Origin of the sequence: Burkholderia sp. BCC1640 (genome assembly GCF_902833125.1) — a bacterium.
In the GTDB taxonomy this organism is placed as follows: domain Bacteria; phylum Pseudomonadota; class Gammaproteobacteria; order Burkholderiales; family Burkholderiaceae; genus Burkholderia; species Burkholderia diffusa.
Genome location: NZ_CADFEF010000001.1, coordinates 541520 through 560165 on the forward strand (window position 1 = coordinate 541520; position 18646 = coordinate 560165).

The 18646-nt window shown below is 57.2% G+C and carries 14 protein-coding genes; 7 read left to right on the forward strand and 7 right to left on the reverse strand.

Features of this window, described 5'->3' with window-relative positions; all coding sequences use genetic code 11:
* Nucleotides 1-27: 27 nt before the first annotated feature.
* Entirely contained in the window at nt 28-525 is a 498-nt protein-coding gene (locus HWX25_RS02485) for an Lrp/AsnC family transcriptional regulator (protein ID WP_059532325.1), read from the reverse strand.
* A 157-nt stretch (nt 526-682) separates the two neighbouring features.
* Here HWX25_RS02485 and glmS point away from each other — a divergent pair, with 157 nt between their 5' ends.
* Nucleotides 683-2512, forward strand: coding sequence for a glutamine--fructose-6-phosphate transaminase (isomerizing) (gene glmS / locus HWX25_RS02490; protein ID WP_175906848.1), 1830 nt, complete (start codon nt 683-685; stop codon nt 2510-2512).
* Nucleotides 2513-2625: 113 nt separating this feature from the next.
* On the opposite strand, the gene HWX25_RS02495 is transcribed toward glmS, so the two are convergent.
* Nucleotides 2626-2910 (reverse strand): hypothetical protein, encoded by a 285-nt coding sequence (locus HWX25_RS02495; protein ID WP_175906849.1) that lies wholly within the window; start codon nt 2908-2910, stop codon nt 2626-2628.
* Between the two features lie 101 nt (nt 2911-3011).
* Here HWX25_RS02495 and HWX25_RS02500 point away from each other — a divergent pair, with 101 nt between their 5' ends.
* A complete protein-coding gene (locus HWX25_RS02500; protein ID WP_175906850.1) occupies nt 3012-3410 on the forward strand; it encodes a hypothetical protein in 399 nt (132 codons plus the stop codon).
* On the opposite strand, the gene HWX25_RS02505 is transcribed toward HWX25_RS02500, so the two are convergent.
* Nucleotides 3391-4200 (reverse strand): hypothetical protein, encoded by an 810-nt coding sequence (locus HWX25_RS02505; protein ID WP_175906851.1) that lies wholly within the window; start codon nt 4198-4200, stop codon nt 3391-3393. The genes HWX25_RS02500 and HWX25_RS02505 overlap by 20 nt on opposite strands.
* 74 nt (nt 4201-4274) lie before the next feature.
* Here HWX25_RS02505 and HWX25_RS02510 point away from each other — a divergent pair, with 74 nt between their 5' ends.
* On the forward strand, nt 4275-4487 hold the full coding sequence (locus tag HWX25_RS02510; protein ID WP_175906852.1) for a hypothetical protein: 213 nt from the start codon (nt 4275-4277) through the stop codon (nt 4485-4487).
* On the opposite strand, the gene HWX25_RS02515 is transcribed toward HWX25_RS02510, so the two are convergent.
* From HWX25_RS02515 to HWX25_RS02530, 4 genes are read right to left on the reverse strand one after another with little or no spacing between them, the layout of a single operon-like run.
* On the reverse strand, nt 4480-5439 hold the full coding sequence (locus tag HWX25_RS02515; protein ID WP_175906853.1) for a hypothetical protein: 960 nt from the start codon (nt 5437-5439) through the stop codon (nt 4480-4482). The genes HWX25_RS02510 and HWX25_RS02515 overlap by 8 nt on opposite strands.
* 2 nt (nt 5440-5441) lie before the next feature.
* Nucleotides 5442-6647: a patatin-like phospholipase family protein gene (locus tag HWX25_RS02520; protein WP_175906854.1), complete on the reverse strand. Its 1206-nt coding sequence runs from the start codon at nt 6645-6647 to the stop codon at nt 5442-5444.
* Nucleotides 6644-8962: a Mov34/MPN/PAD-1 family protein gene (locus tag HWX25_RS02525; protein WP_175906855.1), complete on the reverse strand. Its 2319-nt coding sequence runs from the start codon at nt 8960-8962 to the stop codon at nt 6644-6646. The genes HWX25_RS02520 and HWX25_RS02525 overlap by 4 nt, the downstream gene beginning before the upstream one ends.
* On the reverse strand, nt 8963-10099 hold the full coding sequence (locus HWX25_RS02530) for a hypothetical protein (protein WP_175906856.1): 1137 nt from the start codon (nt 10097-10099) through the stop codon (nt 8963-8965). It abuts the gene before it with no gap.
* A 173-nt stretch (nt 10100-10272) separates the two neighbouring features.
* Between HWX25_RS02530 and HWX25_RS02535 the strand changes: the two genes are divergently transcribed.
* The 4 genes from HWX25_RS02535 (at nt 10273) to HWX25_RS02550 (ending at nt 18553) form a co-directional block, all read left to right on the forward strand.
* A complete protein-coding gene (locus HWX25_RS02535) occupies nt 10273-11169 on the forward strand; it encodes a WYL domain-containing protein (RefSeq protein ID WP_175906858.1) in 897 nt (298 codons plus the stop codon).
* A gap of 349 nt (nt 11170-11518) precedes the next feature.
* Nucleotides 11519-16660, forward strand: coding sequence for an AAA domain-containing protein (locus HWX25_RS02540; protein WP_175906859.1), 5142 nt, complete (start codon nt 11519-11521; stop codon nt 16658-16660).
* Nucleotides 16653-17903: a DNA topoisomerase gene (locus HWX25_RS02545; protein ID WP_175906860.1), complete on the forward strand. Its 1251-nt coding sequence runs from the start codon at nt 16653-16655 to the stop codon at nt 17901-17903. The genes HWX25_RS02540 and HWX25_RS02545 overlap by 8 nt, the downstream gene beginning before the upstream one ends.
* A gap of 74 nt (nt 17904-17977) precedes the next feature.
* Nucleotides 17978-18553: a hypothetical protein gene (locus HWX25_RS02550; protein WP_244138725.1), complete on the forward strand. Its 576-nt coding sequence runs from the start codon at nt 17978-17980 to the stop codon at nt 18551-18553.
* Nucleotides 18554-18646: the final 93 nt, after the last annotated feature.

Genomic DNA, 18646 nt, shown 5'->3' on the forward strand with positions numbered 1-18646 from the left:
GTACACGTTCGACGTGTGTCGTGCGGTCTAGTCGTCGCCGCGCTTGCGCATCGCATGCGTGACTCGCGCGTTCGCCTCGAACTTCGCGCGATGCGTCGAGAAGAACGTCCGCACGTTGCGGACGTTCGATGCGCCGGTGAACAGCCGCCGCGCGAACGCGTCGTATTCGGCGACGTCGGCCAGATCGGCCACCACCACGAAATCCGGCCCCGGCGACACGCGGTAGCACTGCGTGACCGCCGGCTCCGCGCACACGTAAGCCTCGAACGCGTCGTAGTCTTCCGCCGTCTGCCGGTCGAGGCTGATCTCGATCAAGGCCGTGACGGCCGTGCCGATCGCGACCGGGTCGAGCACCGCGACCTGGCGGCGGATCACGCCCGCTTCCGTCAGCCGCCGCACGCGGCGCATGCACGTCGGCGGCGACGACAGCGCGCGCTCGGCGAGTTGCAGGTTCGACACCGATGCGTCGTCCTGCAGGATCGCGAGAATGCGCAGGTCGAGATCGTCGAGCGTGATGCCGGCCACGGGTGGCTCCTTCCGGTCAAGGTTGTGAAATTTAATTTCAACACGATATCAGATCTATTGTCCGTTTCATTTTTTGTCGTATTTTGAAATTTAATTCCATTCAACCGCTTCTACCATCGCTGTCACGGGTCCAGACAGGACATTTACGGAGCGCGATATGTGTGGAATTGTCGGGGCGGTTGCCCAGCGGGACATCCTGCCGAACCTCGTCGACGGGCTGAAGCGGCTCGAATACCGCGGCTACGACTCGTGCGGCGTCGTGGTCTATCGCGACCGTGCGCTGGCACGGGCGCGCAGCGTCGACCGCGTCGCCAACCTGCAGCGCGAGATCGCCGCGCACGCGCTGTCCGGCTATACCGGCATCGCGCATACGCGCTGGGCAACGCATGGCGCGCCTGTCACGCTCAACGCGCACCCGCATTTCTCGCCGAGCGACGACAACGCGCGCATCGCGCTGTCGCACAACGGGATCATCGAGAACTGCGATCAATTGCGCGCGGAATTGCAGGCGCACGGTTACGTGTTCGCGAGCCAGACCGACAGCGAAGCGATCGCGCATCTGATCGACCACCTGTATGACGGCGACCTGTTCGAAGCGGTGCGCCGCGCGGTCGCGCGGCTGCGCGGCAGCTATGCGATCGCGGTGATGTGCCGCGACGAACCGCACCGGATCGTCGGCGCGCGCGACGGGATGCCGCTCGTCGTCGGCGTCGGCGACGGCGAGAATTTCCTGGCGTCGGATGCGATCGCGTTGTCGGGCATCACCGATCGCATCGCTTACCTCGAGAATGGCGACGTCGCCGATATTCAGCTGCATCGCTACTGGATCGTCGATGCGGCCGGACAGCGCGTCGAGCGCGCGGTGCAGCGCGTGGCCGCGCACAGTGGCGCGGCGGACCTCGGCGCGTATCGCTACTACATGCAGAAGGAAATCTTCGAGCAGCCGCAGGCGGTGGCCGATACGTTGCTCGATGTCGGATCGATCATGCCCGAGCTCTTCGGCGACGGCGCGTGGCGCGTGTTCAACGATGTCGATTCGGTGTTGCTGCTCGCGTGCGGCGGTAGTTATCACGCGGCGCTGACCGCGAAATACTGGATCGAGAGCATCGCGAAGCTGCCGACGAGCGTCGAGATCGCGAGCGAGTTTCGCTATCGCGACAGCGTCCCGAATCCGCGCACGCTGGTCGTCGCGGTGTCGCAGAGCGGCGAGACGGCCGACGTGCTCGGCGCCGTGCATGTCGCGAAGCAGCGCGGGATGATGCATACGCTCGCGATCTGCAACGTCGCGACGAGTGCGCTGATGCACGACTGCGCGCTGCAGTTCGTCACGCGTGCGGGAATCGAGATCGGCGTGGCTTCGACGAAGGCTTTCACGACGCAGCTCGTGGCGTTGTTCTTGCTGACTTTGTCACTGGCGCAGGTGCGCGGGCGGTTGAGCGATGACGACGAGAAGGCGCATCTGCGTGCGCTGCGGCATCTGCCCGATGCGATGTCGAAGGTGCTCGCGCTGGAACCGCAGATCATGGGCTGGTCGGAGCTGCTCGCGCGACGCGACAACATGCTGTTTCTCGGACGCGGGATGCATTATCCGATTGCGCTCGAAGGCGCGCTGAAGATGAAGGAGATTTCGTATATCCACGCGGAGGCTTATCCTGCCGGGGAGTTGAAGCATGGGCCGCTGGCGTTGGTCAGTAATGAAATGCCGGTGATCGCGGTGGCGCCGAATGACGTGTTGCTCGAAAAGCTCCGGTCGAACATGCACGAGGTCAGTGCGCGGAACGGCAGGCTTTTCGTGTTCGCCGATGTGGACTGCGGGTTGGTGCCGAGTGAAGGGATCGAGGTGATTCGGCTCAACGAGTACTACGGGCCGCTTTCGCCGATTCTGCATACGGTGCCGATGCAGTTGCTGGCTTATCACGCGGCGTTGGCAAGGGGAACGGATATCGATAAGCCGAGGAATCTCGCTAAATCGGTGACGGTGGAGTGAGGGTCCGGGCAAACCGGCATCCGATGGCAACTTTGAATAGTTTCACTTAAAGCGACGCGCGAAGTTTCACTTAACGTCCCGTGAAATCCCCGCAAACGCATGCGGGGCGGGGCTTAAGTGAAACTATTCCAACAGAGGTCACGCACGGTCAAGGCGCAGAACCCCGCGGAAAATCGAGGCTCCGCCACGCGGTCGAGAAGCCGTTTGCAAGCCAACGTCATTCGTGACTGGTGGTTAGCGACAGAGCCGCCTGTTTCCCTGTCGAAGAGCAGTACATCGAGGCCATAAGCATCAGCAACTGGTCCGAAAGGCGAAAGGCGCCCATGGCGTGCCTTCATGGCCGCATTCACCAGCAGATTCTCTCCAATGACGCCGACCTGAGTGGAGAACAAGGACATTTGCGATTCCTTGAAGAAAAGGCATCGATTCCTCTGCGCCGGCGCGCTATAGCCGAGAGCGTCGCTCGCTATACACGGTCTACAAGACTATGGAGCGAGGAATGCCACAAGCACACCCCGAACGAAACATTTTGATAGCCGCGAGCAATCTGCAGGAAGACGCCCTTCTGAATCTCGAATTCGCATGGCTATATCTGCCTGCGTCGCACGTGACGATTCTGACGTTGTTCAAGAACATACTTGAAGCCGAAGAACGAATCCGCCCTGTACTCGATGCATGGGCCGCATCGGGCGACATGAACTACGACACTTCCTGCCATCGCAGCAGACGCATCGGAGTGCGAGTATGGCTCACAGCTGCAGGAGCGTCGCACGATGAACTCCAGGTAGTCGCCGCAAACCTTGCGATAAAGGGCATACGCCCAGACTTCGTCGTAGCCAATGAGGCAGAAGCACGCGCTGTCAGCAACCTACTCGCCGCTAAGCCAAGTGCAGGTTAAGCCATCGCTCAACATCTTTAACGACGAACTCCGGTAGCGGCCGTGGTGTTGCGGTAAGAAAGGCATCGGAACGCTCAATTTCAACGTTCTTCAGAATGTCTCCGGGCTTAGGCGCAGAGCGCGGCGGCGGACGATAGCTCACGCGAAAAAACTTCACCTCTCCAGTCGGCCGAATCCACAAGTCTTCGGCCTGACGAACTGCCGAACTGTACATGAAGCGCAGCCACAGCCTTCGAGCAGGCTCAAGTACACCAGCATCTGTCCTTTGCCGTCGCCCGCTTGCAGGCGAAAAATCCGCCAAAAGCGGTAAAATATAGGGCAGATTCCGAGGTTGAAGGTCCTTGTAGGCCCATATGTTCAACCTGTTGGCTCGTGTAAGCAGTTCGATGAATTCCTTATGGGAGAACCCTGGCGCAATTTCTTGCAAGCGGGCGTAGTGCTGCTGCCACGCACCGCGGAAAAGCGCCTTCAGTTCCGTCGCTGCTTCATCATCTGGCTCAGTCGGCGTCAGCACTAAGTATGGCTCAGCGGTTTTTTCTTTGCTGGGGCACCAATCAGACTTCGGAAGATGCGCGAAGTGGCCTCCTTTTGCAGCACCAACAACCGACATTAGCTGCGAACAGAAAGGGCATCTCGCTCGGGGGCGAGTATCGACCGCTGATGAGGTCGCAACTGGCCGCCCAAACTCAAGAAAATACGCCTCAGCGGTGATTGGTTTTTCTGTGAAGGGGTGTAATGCCTCGTGCATATTTAGTCCGTCCATTTTTCGATATGCTTCAGATATCAGCATCGTCGGCGAATTCTTGACAGCCTGGGTGCTATATCGCGTTGATGAATTCGAGGTTAATCCAGCCGGACCGCATCGTGAGACTGGATAACTTGACTTCGGCATCAGGCGCGCTCTACACGGTGTCGGATAGCAGCCTCTGCTGCTACGGAGCAGGCGCGTCGGGCTTCGACTTCAACCCGGAAAATGATGAGTGCCTCGACCGCCAAAAAGCCGGGGAAACCAACCTCGACTCTTATCACCCAGACGGTCAATGTGAGGCAATGATTTTCCCGACCAAAATCAAATAAATTTTCGCTTCTTAAATCCAGGGTTCATAATATTCCGAATCGTGTCATCATTCATTTTCAGAAAATTGAATTTCTTACTTATATAAATCTCTTTAGATGACACAGCAGCTGTGTCGCCCTTGTAATTTGTTACTCGATATTCCTTTCGATGATTTGGCACCGACTCGACCAAGACATCTCCGGTTTTTGTTGTAAAAACTCGGACATCAGACTCGTACAATGCTTCCCTGACTTCATCATGTGGATGACCGTATTGATTGTCATAGTCGCTGGAACATACTGCGATAGCTGGCTTGACGGTCTGAAAGAATTTTTTCGAGTTCACATCATTGTCCGAACCGTGGTGGGCAAGGATTAGCACATCCACCTCGGTCTTAAAGGCTCGGTCTTGCCGCAACATCGACCCAATGTTGGGGTGCTCCACATCGCCCAAGCTAGCAACATTGAACATTCCCGCCCTGTATAGCTTGACTGTTGAATTGTCGTTGGAACCGGGAAAAACTTCCTTAGGATGATAAATAATATCGTTATATCCGAGTTCTTTTGCCGCGTTGAGACTTTTCACATATGGTGGGTCAACGCGTCGTGCAAGCATCGTCAACGAAGCTCTGCGGCGTGCGTCGTTATAACGCAAAATCTCTTGCAGGCACTTTTGGGCATTGTCTGAGTCATGGTCGTATCCAGGGTACTCAATCTTCTTCGGCTTCAAGGCGCTAAGAATCTCCTGTAGTTCCTTGAAGTTACAGTGGTCTTGGTCCCAACTTGTGATGTGAAGCGTATCGATTGCTGTCTTACCGCAAGCCTTTAATTCCACAGCCAAGGACGACGAGCTGCGGTTCGTGAGTTTGGCCTCAATCAGGGTGAAATGCCCGTCCGCGAAATAGGAAAACGACGACCCTGGCTCCCCGAGCTGGTATGCGCGGAATCTTGTATTGATTGATTTCAGTTCCATAATTATTTTCCAGATGTGGACGGTTGGCGCGTGCCGCTAGCATCCTTTTTTGGGGACATCATCTCCACGTTCCACTTGGCTGTCTCGTAGCCATGGCGGGCCAAAAGGTCAAAATTCGATTCGGTCAGCCGGTGAAGCGTGGTGCTGTAGGTGGCAGCACGCTTAGCGTCGGTGTCTGGCAACCAATCCCGAGTCAAAAGCCCCGCAGCGATGGTTTCACGCCCTTTGGCGAAACGCTTGATGGATGATTCCGCGGCGGCTCCAATGCCGACGTACGCGCCTGCTGTTGGATTTTTCTGCAGGAAGTTCACGAACGCTCGCACACGCAATGCGCGACTCTGGTCCAAGGCAATGTCAGCTATGCGCTTGAAACGGAAGGGATTCAACTGATGCGGGATGGTCTGGCGAGGCAGTGGCGCGCCACCATCAGAGACGAGCAGGTAGGTAATGTCTGTGCGGAGCGTGTCATCGTGCTTTAGTTCTTGCCGACCACCGTCGAACATGGGTTCAATCCCAAGATTGTCATACACTCCCCCGTCATACAGGTGCAGATGATTGAAGGGCACCGGATATGGTTCAGGTTCGCCAGTTCCCCACTCTTTGCGCTTCTTCCACTCGAATTCTGCACTCTTCACGGTGAGTGGCCCGATGCCGCCAGGAAAAGCCGCCGAGATAGCCATTGCTCTAGCAAGGCCAAAGCCATCGACGTTCGCATATCCGAGCTCGTAGTCTCCCATCGTCACTCCCTTGAACCGAAAGCGACGCCCTGTTTCTCCTGTCGTGCAGTTGATGGACCAAACTGGTGACGCTCCAATAGCACTGAGCGGCTTTCTGACGTCCCACAGAGCCTCGATAGCCTGGGCAACTACGTTTGCTCGGGATAGCAAAAAACGCCAGTTAAGTGGGTTTAGCAGGAGCCGCGCTGCAGCGGAATACTGCAGGGACTGCTTCGTCAGCGTTTGGCGAAAACGGGGAAACACGTCGCTCAGGTAGACCTGCGAATTCGGCCATCGATAATCTGCGAGGCGAAACACCATTCCGGCGAAAAGACTACCGCCCGATACAGACGAAACATGTACGACATTCTCCAGAAGCTGCTGCTCTGCCAGGTAGCGCAGAACTCCAGCGTGAAAAGCAGCAGCACGCACGCCCCCGCCAGAGAGGGCCAGTCCAATTGCCTTTTTTGAGTCGGAATGAACGTCGCTCATACGGCGGCTCCTTCCCTAAGTGAAATCGAGATGTCGGTTTCGCCGACGATGACCATCAATGCCGGCACACCGTCCATCGCCAAGGTCTCCGCGAGGTAAGCCAGCAATGCGGCATCCGCGACACTAGGCACCGCGGAGGAGTGCCTTGGATGGGAATGCCATTCCCCGAGATAGCTCACAATATTCGCGGTCAACGCCGAAGCGCGTTCAATCGCCTCTTTCATGCCCTCGGCCCCTCGAGTAAAACCCGTCCGACTCGCTTCACTATCGCTGGGCGCCGGTAGAACGTCCACGACGTGAATGGCTTTGCGCTTTTGGTCCACGTATCCGAGGACCACTCCGCCAGTCTCGTCAGGGAGCCCGTCTTCCCGTAACGCTCTAAGCTTCTTTTGCAGCCCCTCATCCCAAATGACGTCCCATTCACCGAGGCGGCATTGCAATGACGCATCCACCGGGACAATGTCGACGGACAAAGCACCGGATTCCTCGTGCACAGACCACACGCGAATCTGCGCCTCCGGACGTGCTGAAAGCAATCGGACCTGTCGCGCAAGCGTGGCGCCGTGAAGCTGAACGACTTCCTGAGACAAGACGCCGGACAGGTCTCGACAACCAGCGCCCACCCAATAGGAACCCTGGTGGCCCATCAGGTGTGCCGCGCCCCAGTCGCTGTTGAGAATCGCGCGGTAGTACTGCGCTTCCAGCGAACTAAGGCGAACGTTCCTCTCCGCATCCTCAAGCAGCAGAACGGAATCCCGACCGGATGGCGTGAGGAAAGTCGAAGCCATGCGCGGCGTGCCATCGCGGTCCGATAGGTCGCGTGGCACTTCGAGGGTCGTGGTGGCATCGACAAACAACGACGCAGCCGAAATCGCGTTATTTACTTCCGTGTTGCCGAAATCGTTAGCCTTCGCGGCGATTGCCTTCGGCTTAGCCGCCGTGGGCCAATTTAGCTCCGCCATGCTGAGTGTCACATCGACCTTCGCCCATCCGATGTGCGGGTCTTTGCCTGCGTGGCGGACGACGTTGTGCGCGTGCAATATGTCATCGTCAATATATGACCAGCTTCCCCAACCCTCGCGACTCCAAAGCTCCGCCATGCTACTGCCCAAAGCCCCGACTCCAGCAAGCACGCCCGGGAACTCGGCACCTTCGGCTCTGATTCCGGATGCTCTGCGAGCATCGCTTAATGAAAATGCAACTCTGACGTCTACCGGCTCAAGGACGAGGCCCCGCCACGCCTCGCCGCTCTCGGCAGACATGGTGGCGATACCAGCAATTCCGAGGTCGAGGCTTTCATAGGCCTTGCCATCTTTCCCGTCGAAATATGCACCACAGGCGATTCCTAGCTGCGCGAGTGATGCGTCGTGAACAATGAAACCGCTCACATCGGTACGTTCAGGCGCATCGTTCTCACTTCGTGCCGTCGGCACCCGAAGCAGCAGGAGCGTATGCTTGGCACTTCGGTCTTGAATAGGCAGCCCTGTACTCGGCAGTGCATTCTTGGCCGCATCGACGAGCGGCGACAAAAGCTCGGAGCCATACCGCGCCAACTGGTCATGCAACGCGCCCAAAGTGGCGGGATATCGCTCGATTCGCATTGAGACCATTGTGGGTGCCGTGACGATGAGGGTGTCGAGTCCTGTATCGTCACCTTGCGCCTTTGCAGCCCCCTTCGGTTGAAACACACCACGCAATACGGTGCCGTTGCTTCGTGACCGCGCGCACGCCAAGCGGAGAACCTCCGCATGGGTCGCCGCACGTTCCTTGAAATCTGCCGGCAAGACAATTTGATACGGGGAGACGAAATGCAGCCGTTCGAGCGGCTGGTCGCTGCGATGCAACGTTCCGAGGGCCGTCTCACGGACCCACCAAAGAATTCGCTGCAGATGCTTGGCCGGCGTCCACGTACGCTCAACCGCGCTCCACGGCTCGAAGTACAGACACAAAGAGGGGGGCTCACCGTCCGGAACGCTGTTCTGATGTGGCGTAGCAGGAAAGTCGGCACGAAGAGCCCGCACCTCGTGCGGGGTCAACAATCCGGGACCATGCAACAACATTAGCCGCTCTCGGTTTTTGACGCCCGCCGCATTACGGGAAGGAACCGTCCCGTCACAGCACTCGACGACAATCCCGTCAACAGCTTGTGTGACCTGGCCGGTAGCTCCCTTTCCCCCCAGGCGCCGCAATTCCACGACGTCGAATGCGGGATGCCGTTGGCATGCCGCGAGCAGCCGCCGGCTCTCTTCGTGCTCGAGCCTGCCGGCGTCGCGGTCCGGCAGCAACTCCCCCAGGGTGTAGTAGTCGGCGGCCACTCAGCCAGCCCTCGGCGCCGGCTTGGAAATAATGACGCCAACGGCTGAGGCCGCGGCCCGAGCCAGCGACAACCCTTGACTATCGACCTTGAATTCCAGAGGCTCCGGCGTGGTGGCATTGGGCTCCTCCATCGTCACGAGGAACTTGGCGCCCCCCGTCTTTTTCCGGAAAGTCTCATAGCATTTCTTTGCCTGAATATGCGGTGGCTGGGTCTGCTCCCGCCCATCCTTGGTATCGAGAATGGGACAGCTGGAACTAACAATGTAGGCGCCGTCCTTTCCCGACAGCAGGATTTCTTCGACCAGCGGCTTTGGCGTGGTTTCGAACTCGCCCTTGTCGTCGCTAAGCGACAGGTAGCTGCAGTGGTGCGGAATGTTGTACAGGTCCCACGCAAGCCGGTCCATGTTTCCGTGAGCTTTGGTCGTTTCAACGATGTCTTCGAGCACAGACCAAGTGGAATCGCCAACGGCGAGATAGTCATAGTTCTGGCCGTTCTTGCGGAAGCGCACGTTGAAAATCAACGATGCGTCGTTGCGCAGGTCGTCACCTTCATCAACATGCTTGATGAAGGGGGAATGACAGAAGAATTCAACGCCATCGATGACGATGTCGAAGTCCGGTGCAATCTGGCCTGCATCGGTAATGAGGTGGCGCCGCGATTCAAGCGTCAGCCCGTTTTCCTCCAGCCAACCCTTGAGCTTCTCCGGCTTGGAAAACACGCGAATACCTTTGCCTTCCTTGAGCCGATGCCGCGCCTCCTGGCGCCAAATCACGAATTCGGCCAACTGCTGGTCATTCGTTCCCGTCTCGAGAATCATGGCAGCCGGGACCCAGAGGGTGTCAATTTTGATACGACCGTCGCCCTGGTACTTCTCTGCATGCCGTAGCTCAAAAAACTCGGTGCTGTTCTCGATGTGGTCCTTGTCCGCGTGGGTGAATGCCACCACATCGAATGAATCGCGCCCAGCGTCGTTGAGCTCCTGCTTGAGGCGAGCCTTCAAGTTGATTTCCGGGCCCTCCCCATCTTCAGTTTTCTTCCGATGGCGATAATCCATCAGGATTCGTTTACCGTTTTCAAGAACGATTTGGCTGGTGTCACCGTTACCAACCGGGTAGAACACGATGCGATGCGGCATTTTTTCTCACTCAAGTAGGTCTCACAACACGCGCCCCAAACCTGCTACAACCAGGCGTCGGCCCATCCGAACAGTGCAGCGACATCACCCCGATGCCACCACAAGAACGACTACTTACTATACGGATACTTTTTAGACTAGCATAGTTTTTATTCGCATGCTAGCATCTAACCATGACTGATACGACCCAAGACACCTTTCTCCCAAAGACCAACGCACGCTGGGGGCAGGAGCGCCGTTTGGCGTTCATCGACTTCCGGCTACGATGGGAGGGTCGTATCAACCGCAGCGACCTCACTGATTTTTTTGGCATATCAGTGCCACAGGCTTCGCTGGATATCTCACGCTACACCGAATTGGCCCCAGAAAATCTTGTGTACGACCGCAGTTCTCGTGTCTATCAAGCAACAGCCCAATTCCACCCGGCGCATGCTGCAACTCAACCTCACCGGTACCTGAACGAACTGCTGGCATCGGCCACTGGCGTACTGGAACGAGAAGACAGTTTCATTGGGTGGCAGCCCCCAATTGACAGCGTTCCTCACCCTGGCCGAAACGTTGCATGTGACATGCTGTCGGCTCTCCTAAAGGCCATACGCGATGCCTCGGGTTTAAGAATCGTTTACCAATCGATGTCTCGACTCGAACCCAGTATTCGAGTCATTTCACCTCACGCCTTCGCTCACGACGGATTTCGGTGGCATGTGCGTGCGTTTTGCCACTCTCGCGAGAAGTTCCTTGATTTTGTGCTCGGCCGAATTCTGGAGGTCCAAGAGGTAGAGCCAGTCGGGCGCGCCGCCAGCGAAGACACCGAATGGAACACCATTCTTCAACTGGTCATCGCCCCCAATCCCGAACTATCCCCAGGCAAACGTCGGGCCATTGAACTCGACTACGGGATGAACGAAGGGCAGATGGAACTAAAATGTCGGCAAGCCTTACTCTTTTATACCCTCAGGAGGTTAGGCTTGAATCAGCAGGAAACGCAGCGGCCAGAAGCACAACACATCGTGCTAAAGAACGAAGCGGATTTGATACCCTTTTTGAGTTCCGCCACGGCTGACCGCTAAACCGCGGCGAGAGCAAACCGCCGCAATATGCTCTTCGGCGCCCCCTCGCGCTCTAAAGCCTTATCTCGCGACCGTTGCGGGTGAAAATCATCGCTCATGCAACGATATTCGTTGAATGGTTATTCAAACTGGGCGCAACAATCTCCCCGCCCGCAGTGCCCCCGTTACTGCCGGTGGGTAACTCGGAACGCTCACGGCTAGGTATTGCCAGGTAATTACGTGTTGCCTGGTCGCACCACTACCATGAAGGCGTCACTCAGGGCGGCTCGGCGTATTTGTTGAAAATTGGCCGTTGCTGGTTGTGAACGCATACAATTACCGTGACTTCAATTGCGAGACACGGTTTGTCATGCCTCCCCCCACTCAGAAGCAAATTAACTTTGCCAGAAGCATTGCCAACCAACGCAACGTACCGTTGCCGGCAGGAGTTGAGTCGGATGCGGCCGCATGTAGCGCCTACATATCGGAATTCAAGGACAGTATTCCGAAGAAGCCTCCGCAGCCACCTAGCGAAGCCCAAGAGAATTTCGCAGCATCAATCTACGAAGTATTCTCTGACTCGATAAGTGAGCAGGAGTTCAAGCACGCTCTGACGGAGTCAGGCCTCTGCAGCGCATTCATTCGACGCTATAAAGATGCATTTGACGAATTTAAGGGTGAGCAAAAGGCAGAACGGCAGCGCAAAAACTGTCTAACCTTGCTCAATAAGCTGGATTTTATTCCGAAATTTTTGCGTGATGCCTTCAACAGCGCCTCCACCATCGAGGATAAGAACGCCCTGCTGAGCGCACACCTCGAAGGCTCCGGCGGCTTCTCCGGTCTCAACCCATCTCATCTGAACACAGTTGCTGAAAAGCTGATTGGCTACTGGCTCGAAGGGATGCAGAGTAGTGCGTTCGAGGGCATGGCCAAGCTCGATAACATTCTCGGCCCGGACGTGAAAGCACAGTTCGATTTGAACGGATTGCTTCGGGCTTTGGCAGATTTCCCTATGGAGGGCGTGCAGCTCGCCGAAAGCCAGACTCCAGTACGGCATATCGTCCTAAAGCTCATCAAAGACGGGGATACACAGCAGAAACAAACAACCGTGGTTTCGGTGTTGCCTATCAGTCCCGCGCAAGACGAAAACGACCCACGTGGATACCGCTGGGTGCTCGCCGAAGAGCGAATTCCCAAATTCAACCGCAACCTTATGGGAGAAACGACGAAGCTCCCCGGCCTCGGATTCGACAATGTTGGTGCGCACGATGCTTGGGCCATGCAACAAGTCGAAGCCGAGAGCACTGGCGACGACAAACCAGTGACCGAGCTACCTGAAGCGTTTGAATTTTGGGGGGAGGCCGTTGATATCCTGTCCACACTTGGTACGGCCGACGATGGAATGGGTGAAGGCCTAGCAGGGTGGATTTCTCGCTTCATGCTTTCTCGTCGCAAGCAGTATCAGACGAAGCGACTGCTTCCAGTTTTCACCGTGGTCGACGGTTCCGTAGCCAGTGGTACGACGCGCAATGTCGTAAACGCATTCCGTCAGGTTCTGGCGGACCCGGAATGCCTGGAAGGGTCGTCGCTCGCACTTTTTCGTCAAATCGCTGGTATCGAAGAGACGTCACGAGTTCCGTACGAGCCAACTGATGAGGCCACGAACATTGGACACATCGCGCGCTATGCCGGACACATGGATGCATTCAAGAACGGAGCGCGAAAGGCGTTTCCCTTGGACCCGGCTCAGCGTGACGCACTCATTGCCCTCACGACAACAGCGCATGGCAATGTGCTCGCAGTCAACGGGCCGCCAGGCACTGGCAAGACGAGCCTTTTGCGCGCGGTCATTGCTAGCGCCTGGATTGAACCGCTACTCAGCGAGCAGCAATGGCCCGAATCTCCCTTGATTTTGGCTTGCGCTGCGACCAACCAGGCAGTTACCAACATCATCTCAAGCTTTGACGAGACGCCCGGCCTCCCTCTTTTCACCGAGGACGGTTCGCTAACCGATGATGTGAGTGTTAAGGAAGACAGTCGCTGGCTTCCCAATCTCACGTCATATGGCTGGTACGCAGCGGCTAGTCCGGAGACAGATACCAAGTATCGCAATTACCAACTAATTGGTCGCAAGCAGCCCGACCTCCAGTGGAAATTCTATGGCGCCAGCAGCGGACTGAACGAACTTGAACCGGAGCGGGCAGCCGCCCTTTTTGAGGAATGTGCCACTCGATACTTTGATAGGTCAATGTCGCTCACGACGGCTTTGGCACGACTTCGCGAATTGGTCAAGAGCGACGCAAAGTGCCTTGACGCAACCAAGCGGGCCACCGATGTTTGGATGCAGCGCCTCACTGAATGGTGCGTACTGCCGGCATGGACGCAGACTCATCAGACCCGACGCGAAACTCTACGAGGCGAACTGCTTGCTCTCGCCGGGCAAAGTGGTCGCATCGTTGCATGCCAATCGCAGACGGACCAGTGGGACAAGGCGTTGACTACTCTTGTGTCGCTGCAATCGTACACAGGCCCGATAGAGCGCCAAGTCGATGCGCTTCTGGCCGAAGCTAAAGATAATCAACAGTTGGAAGTTCAGCAGTATCGTCTGCTCAAACAGCTGGATAATGACCTCGCCGCCGTCGCAGCAGAAGTTGAGACGCATCGCCACGCCACGCTGATGCAGCGCATCAAGCGCACCGTTGCCAATATATTGACGCCAGAAGAACTGCAGCGGACCTGGTCAGACCTCCGCGAAGCAATGCGGGCATGCGGATTGACGGCATCGGGCAGCGGCCAGCCCGACTTTGTTCTCATGGCGCAGACCATCGCATTTCGCCGAGAGAAGCTTAAAGAGGAACTGGCTGCGGCCGCCGAACTGGTCCTGCGTATGCGTGCTCAAGAGCTCGTCGATTTGCCGGCAGACGGTACGTCATACGCCACCCAACCGCGCAATGACATTACACGTCGGATAGAGCACGCACGTGGTCGGCTCGCTGGGTTGGCTAACGATATGGAAACTCTAAAGGAGCGATACCACGTCGTTCATGACGAGCTTCGAGAGCTGGATGTCGCCTATGGTAGGTATTCCACCGCTCGCACAGCCGTGCATGCAGCACGGGATGCTGTCGTCGCCGCCCTTTGCGAAGGAAAAAGTGTACTACCAGATGTCCATCCGATTCTCGCCGCCCTCGACTCTGCAATTGCCGACCGCGACACCATGGCGCCAAGTGCGCTCACCATACACCAGCGCGAGTTGGTAAAGCTTTTGCAGGACTGGCTGGACCAGCATGTAAGGCCTCGGCTCTTCCATTTTAGCGCCCGATATTGGGAGGGCCGATTTGTCCAGTCCCGATTGGAAACGGTGAAGTGGCTGCGTGTCGATACCACCTACAACTTGTCTAGTGATGCACAACTAAGAGAATTGGCGATGCTTGCGCCGGTTTTCGTTGTGACGGCATATTCGGCGCCAAAGCTCATGCGACGTCAGCTTGACGACCTCGAAGGCAATGTTCCCCCGTATTTGTTCGGCGAGGCAGACCTTTTGATTGTGGACGAGGCTGGACAAGGCACACCGGAGGTTGGCGCCAGTGCCTTCCTGTTTGCAAAGCGTGCGATTGTCGTAGGGGACATTGAGCAGCTCGAGCCAGTCTGGAATCTGGACGCCGCCACGGACCGATTGCTCGCACAGCGCTTCGGTGTTAGTGCGCTTCAGACCTCGGACGGTGATGCATATGATGCTCTGCTGCCCGCAGGCGTCCTGATGGCGCGAGGAAGTGTGATGCGCATCGCTCAACGGGCGACGAGGCGTTCTGTTCCCGACGCTGCGGCTGCAGGTCTTACGCTCAGCAACCACTACCGCTGCCTCACGCCAATCATCGAAATATGCAATCAGATGGTGTACGGGGATGCATTGAAGGTTGCCACCCCGACACCTGAAAAGCTCTGGCGGCCGGAGTTCGAGCGCCTTGGATATCTCGTCGTCGATTCAGCGGCTGATACGAAGAACCCGGGCGGCTCACGCCGCAACCTAGACGAAGCCGCATGCATCGCCCGCTGGGTCAAAGAGAACGAATCGAGCCTGAGACATCACTTTGACCCGCAGGGCGAGAAGGACCTTGCTGACATCGTAGCAATCGTGACTCCCTTCAAGGGGCAAAAGGAGCACCTGGTCAACGAAATGGCGAAGGCCTATGGCGCTCCTCGACGCGCCAGCAACGACAAGACAGCTCTGTATAACCGGATGGTGATTGATACCGTGCATTCGCTGCAGGGCGCGGAGCGCCCGGTCGTTATCTTCTCCATGGTCGAGTCAACCCAGCCATCAGAAAAGCAGTTTTACGACGATGGCACCAACCTGATTAACGTCGCGGTGTCTCGCGCCAAGGAGATGTTCATTGTCGCCATGACGCAGAAGGCGGTCGAGTACGCACGCGGCCTCACTGAGAAAAAACTGCGCAAGCCCAGCGACTTCCTCTGGCGAGCCGTAGTCCAGCAGGGGACCCGCTTGAACTCGCGACACGTCGTCGTGGTTGAATCCCCTACCAAGCGTGAAACAATCCATGAGGCCCTTGGCGGGTCACTGGAATGGGAAGTTATCGACACCGCTGGACACTTTACTCAACTCGCCGACCCCAGTCAGTGGGATATCGCGAAGGCCACAGAGCCGGTCTGGACCCCGGTGCAGTCTAACGGAGAGAAGGCTCTCAGTCGTCTCCAGCAGCTTTGGTCCGGCATGGCGACGCTCTATCTCGCCACAGACCCTGACCCAGAAGGCGAAGCGATTGCGTGGCACATACTGCGCGTTCTCAACGAGCGCCAGACCCGCGGGCATCTTGTCGCAGGTACTGGTGGTACGCCTGTCGTAAAGCGCATGCGGTTCCACCGCCTAGAGCGGGATGAAATTCAGCGAGCGCAACGGGAAGCATCCGACGGGTTGGATGCCGGGCTCGTCAAGAGTGCGCTTGCTCGCAACTTCCTCGACCAAGTGATATCGACGCTCTACGCAAAGCGTCTAGGAATGTCTGACGGAACGAAGTACATCACCGGCGTTGGTCGCGTCCAGTTGGGCATCCTCGACCTTGTCAACAAAGCGGACCAGCGCCCCGCGTACAAGCGGATTCGCGTATCGATTCCTGTCGCCAATGGCGACAAGCTCACCTCATGGCTCGCAAATAGAGGTTCACAAGGTGCCGGTTCAATTACGGAGCGACCGCTAAGTGAAGATATGTGGCCGACGCTTGAAAAGCTGGAAAGGCTGCTACAGCATCCTCAAACGACAGTGAGCGCCTCGTGGACGGGCAAGCTCGACCAGCGCCCCTCATATCCTGCTGTCAACACCGCACGCGCCATGGCACTGGCCTACCGTGTGTTGGGTCTACATCCAGACGAGACCGCCCAGGAACTCCAAGCACTTTATGAAGGCACGGCCCAGCCCGCGATGGTGCGGCGCGTCCCGATGCGCTCAAAAGTCGCTAGCGCTCGCACGCAACATGAGGAGATGATTGATGAATGATTCGCGCTCGCTCGCGCATCCCATGATTGAGCCGCTCGATTATTCTCTATCGCCAGAGAAGGCACGCACAGTTCTCTCCGGAAATGCGCTCGATGTGTACAGCCTTCTGTGGAACGCTGCGCTGGCCACAATAGCAGAAGGGCCGGCAATCCGCGCGCAGAAGCTCGTTCTGACAGCGAGTAACCCCACCGAAGACTCTATTACGGCCTTCCTGCAGTCTCGCAGTCAGTGTATCGAGGTGCCGGGATGGCTGGAAATCCTGCCGTCAGAAATCAAGCCAACCGACACACTCACCGTTGCGCTTCCTGAACTAATTCAGACGACGCTGGATGCCGCACCGAAGCAACTGGAGGCTGACGGCTCTCGGTTCCGTGGTCCCGATGCGTGTGCTCCCGCAGTAGCGCTCCTCGGAGCTCCGCGAACATGGGTATGCGAAATCGTTGAGGACATGCCGCTACCGCTTAGCTACGACGCCTTGATTGAGCAGATGGCTTCAAATGGTGTGGGCAGGCCTTCAACGTTTGCGAAAGCACTCCGCAATGCCGTCAAGAATGAAGTCGTAGTCGAAAATGATGGTCGTTTGACGGTCGGCGAACACGGGCAAGCGATTTTGGAAGCACTGACGTCGGTGCCGGATGCAGATGTTGTAAATGCGCGATTCTGTTCGGACTTGGAAGCAAAGCTTGAGGAGGTCGAAATCGATGCTTCCAGCGCAGGCTCCGTGCTAGCCGAATTCAGCAAGCGAGCGCTTGGTACCAGTACTGGTCTCGCGTCGTGGCTCGACGAACTGGTCATCGAGGGTGAAAGCCTGAATGACGCGATGCGCCGTGCCGCCAATACGTTGCCACCTGCCGATAGCTGGGGGGATGCTGTGCTCCCGTTTGGCATCGACCCATTGCGCCTCGTTGCGCATCCAGAGCAGGCAGTAGCGGCGCGGTCCGAGCTCGACGCAATGCTTGCCGCTGCGGACATTCCCCGCTGGAAGGCGCTCTCATCGCGTGCCCGCGCACTCCGCCGAGTAGCGGCAATTGCATCTGCGTGTTCGACTGTTGAAGCGGTTGACTGGACAACGAGATGCAGCCGCGATATCGCCTGGCGCTGGTGGATAGACCTTGGCCCAAACGAGGTGCCATTACAGGCTCATGAGCTTTGCGCAGTAGAAAGCGAAGTGAGTGTGGTGGATGAGCAGCAGGCCGCTGAATTGGCCGAGCTGTACGAGCGGGTGATTGAGGCGATTGATTAAGAGCGGGCGACCAAATGCATTTCATATCGTATCCCCGTACCGCGGCAGAACTTGCGGACCTCGTGAAGCTTGGGATGTCGGAGGTTCTGCGACTGCTCCGAGAAAACAAACTGCGCGTAAACCTTCGCGGCTTCCTGAGCTACTTCTTCAAGACGAAAAATGACGACCCCGACTTCATCGCGAGTGCAAATGAGAGTCTCTTGAATTGGTATGACCAGCGCGTTCAAAGTGGGACAGGCCCGGCGGCGCTCGTCTATCACGCAACCGGCGTGCGCGCATTGCACGGCTTCACCGTTCAACGTATCAGCTATGTGCGCAAGCTGGACAGAGAACAGTACAAGCATGAGCGCAAGAAGGAGTTCAACGTTGTCCGCAAAGCTTGGGTCAAGGAAATTGGAGCTAAGCACGCCTCTGAACTGGAGCGCGCGGGAATCCCGAAGGCGGAAATCGCGCGCATGGTCGAGATAGGAAAGGTCCCAACTGGCTATCAGGTGCACCATCGCTTGCCCTTGGATGACGGCGGCACGAATGAGCACGACAACTTGATTCTCATCCGAGACGATGTAGAACATCGAGCGGTCCATGGCTACTACAACCCCGGTGAGCAGCGCATCGACCGTAAGCACTCGACACGTACCGTCTGTTCATGAGGGCGCGGCACCGGCAATCTGATTCCCATCAGATGTAATGGGAATCAGATTGATGAAGCCAGTGGTGCATGGAAGACAACCGGGATCGAGGAA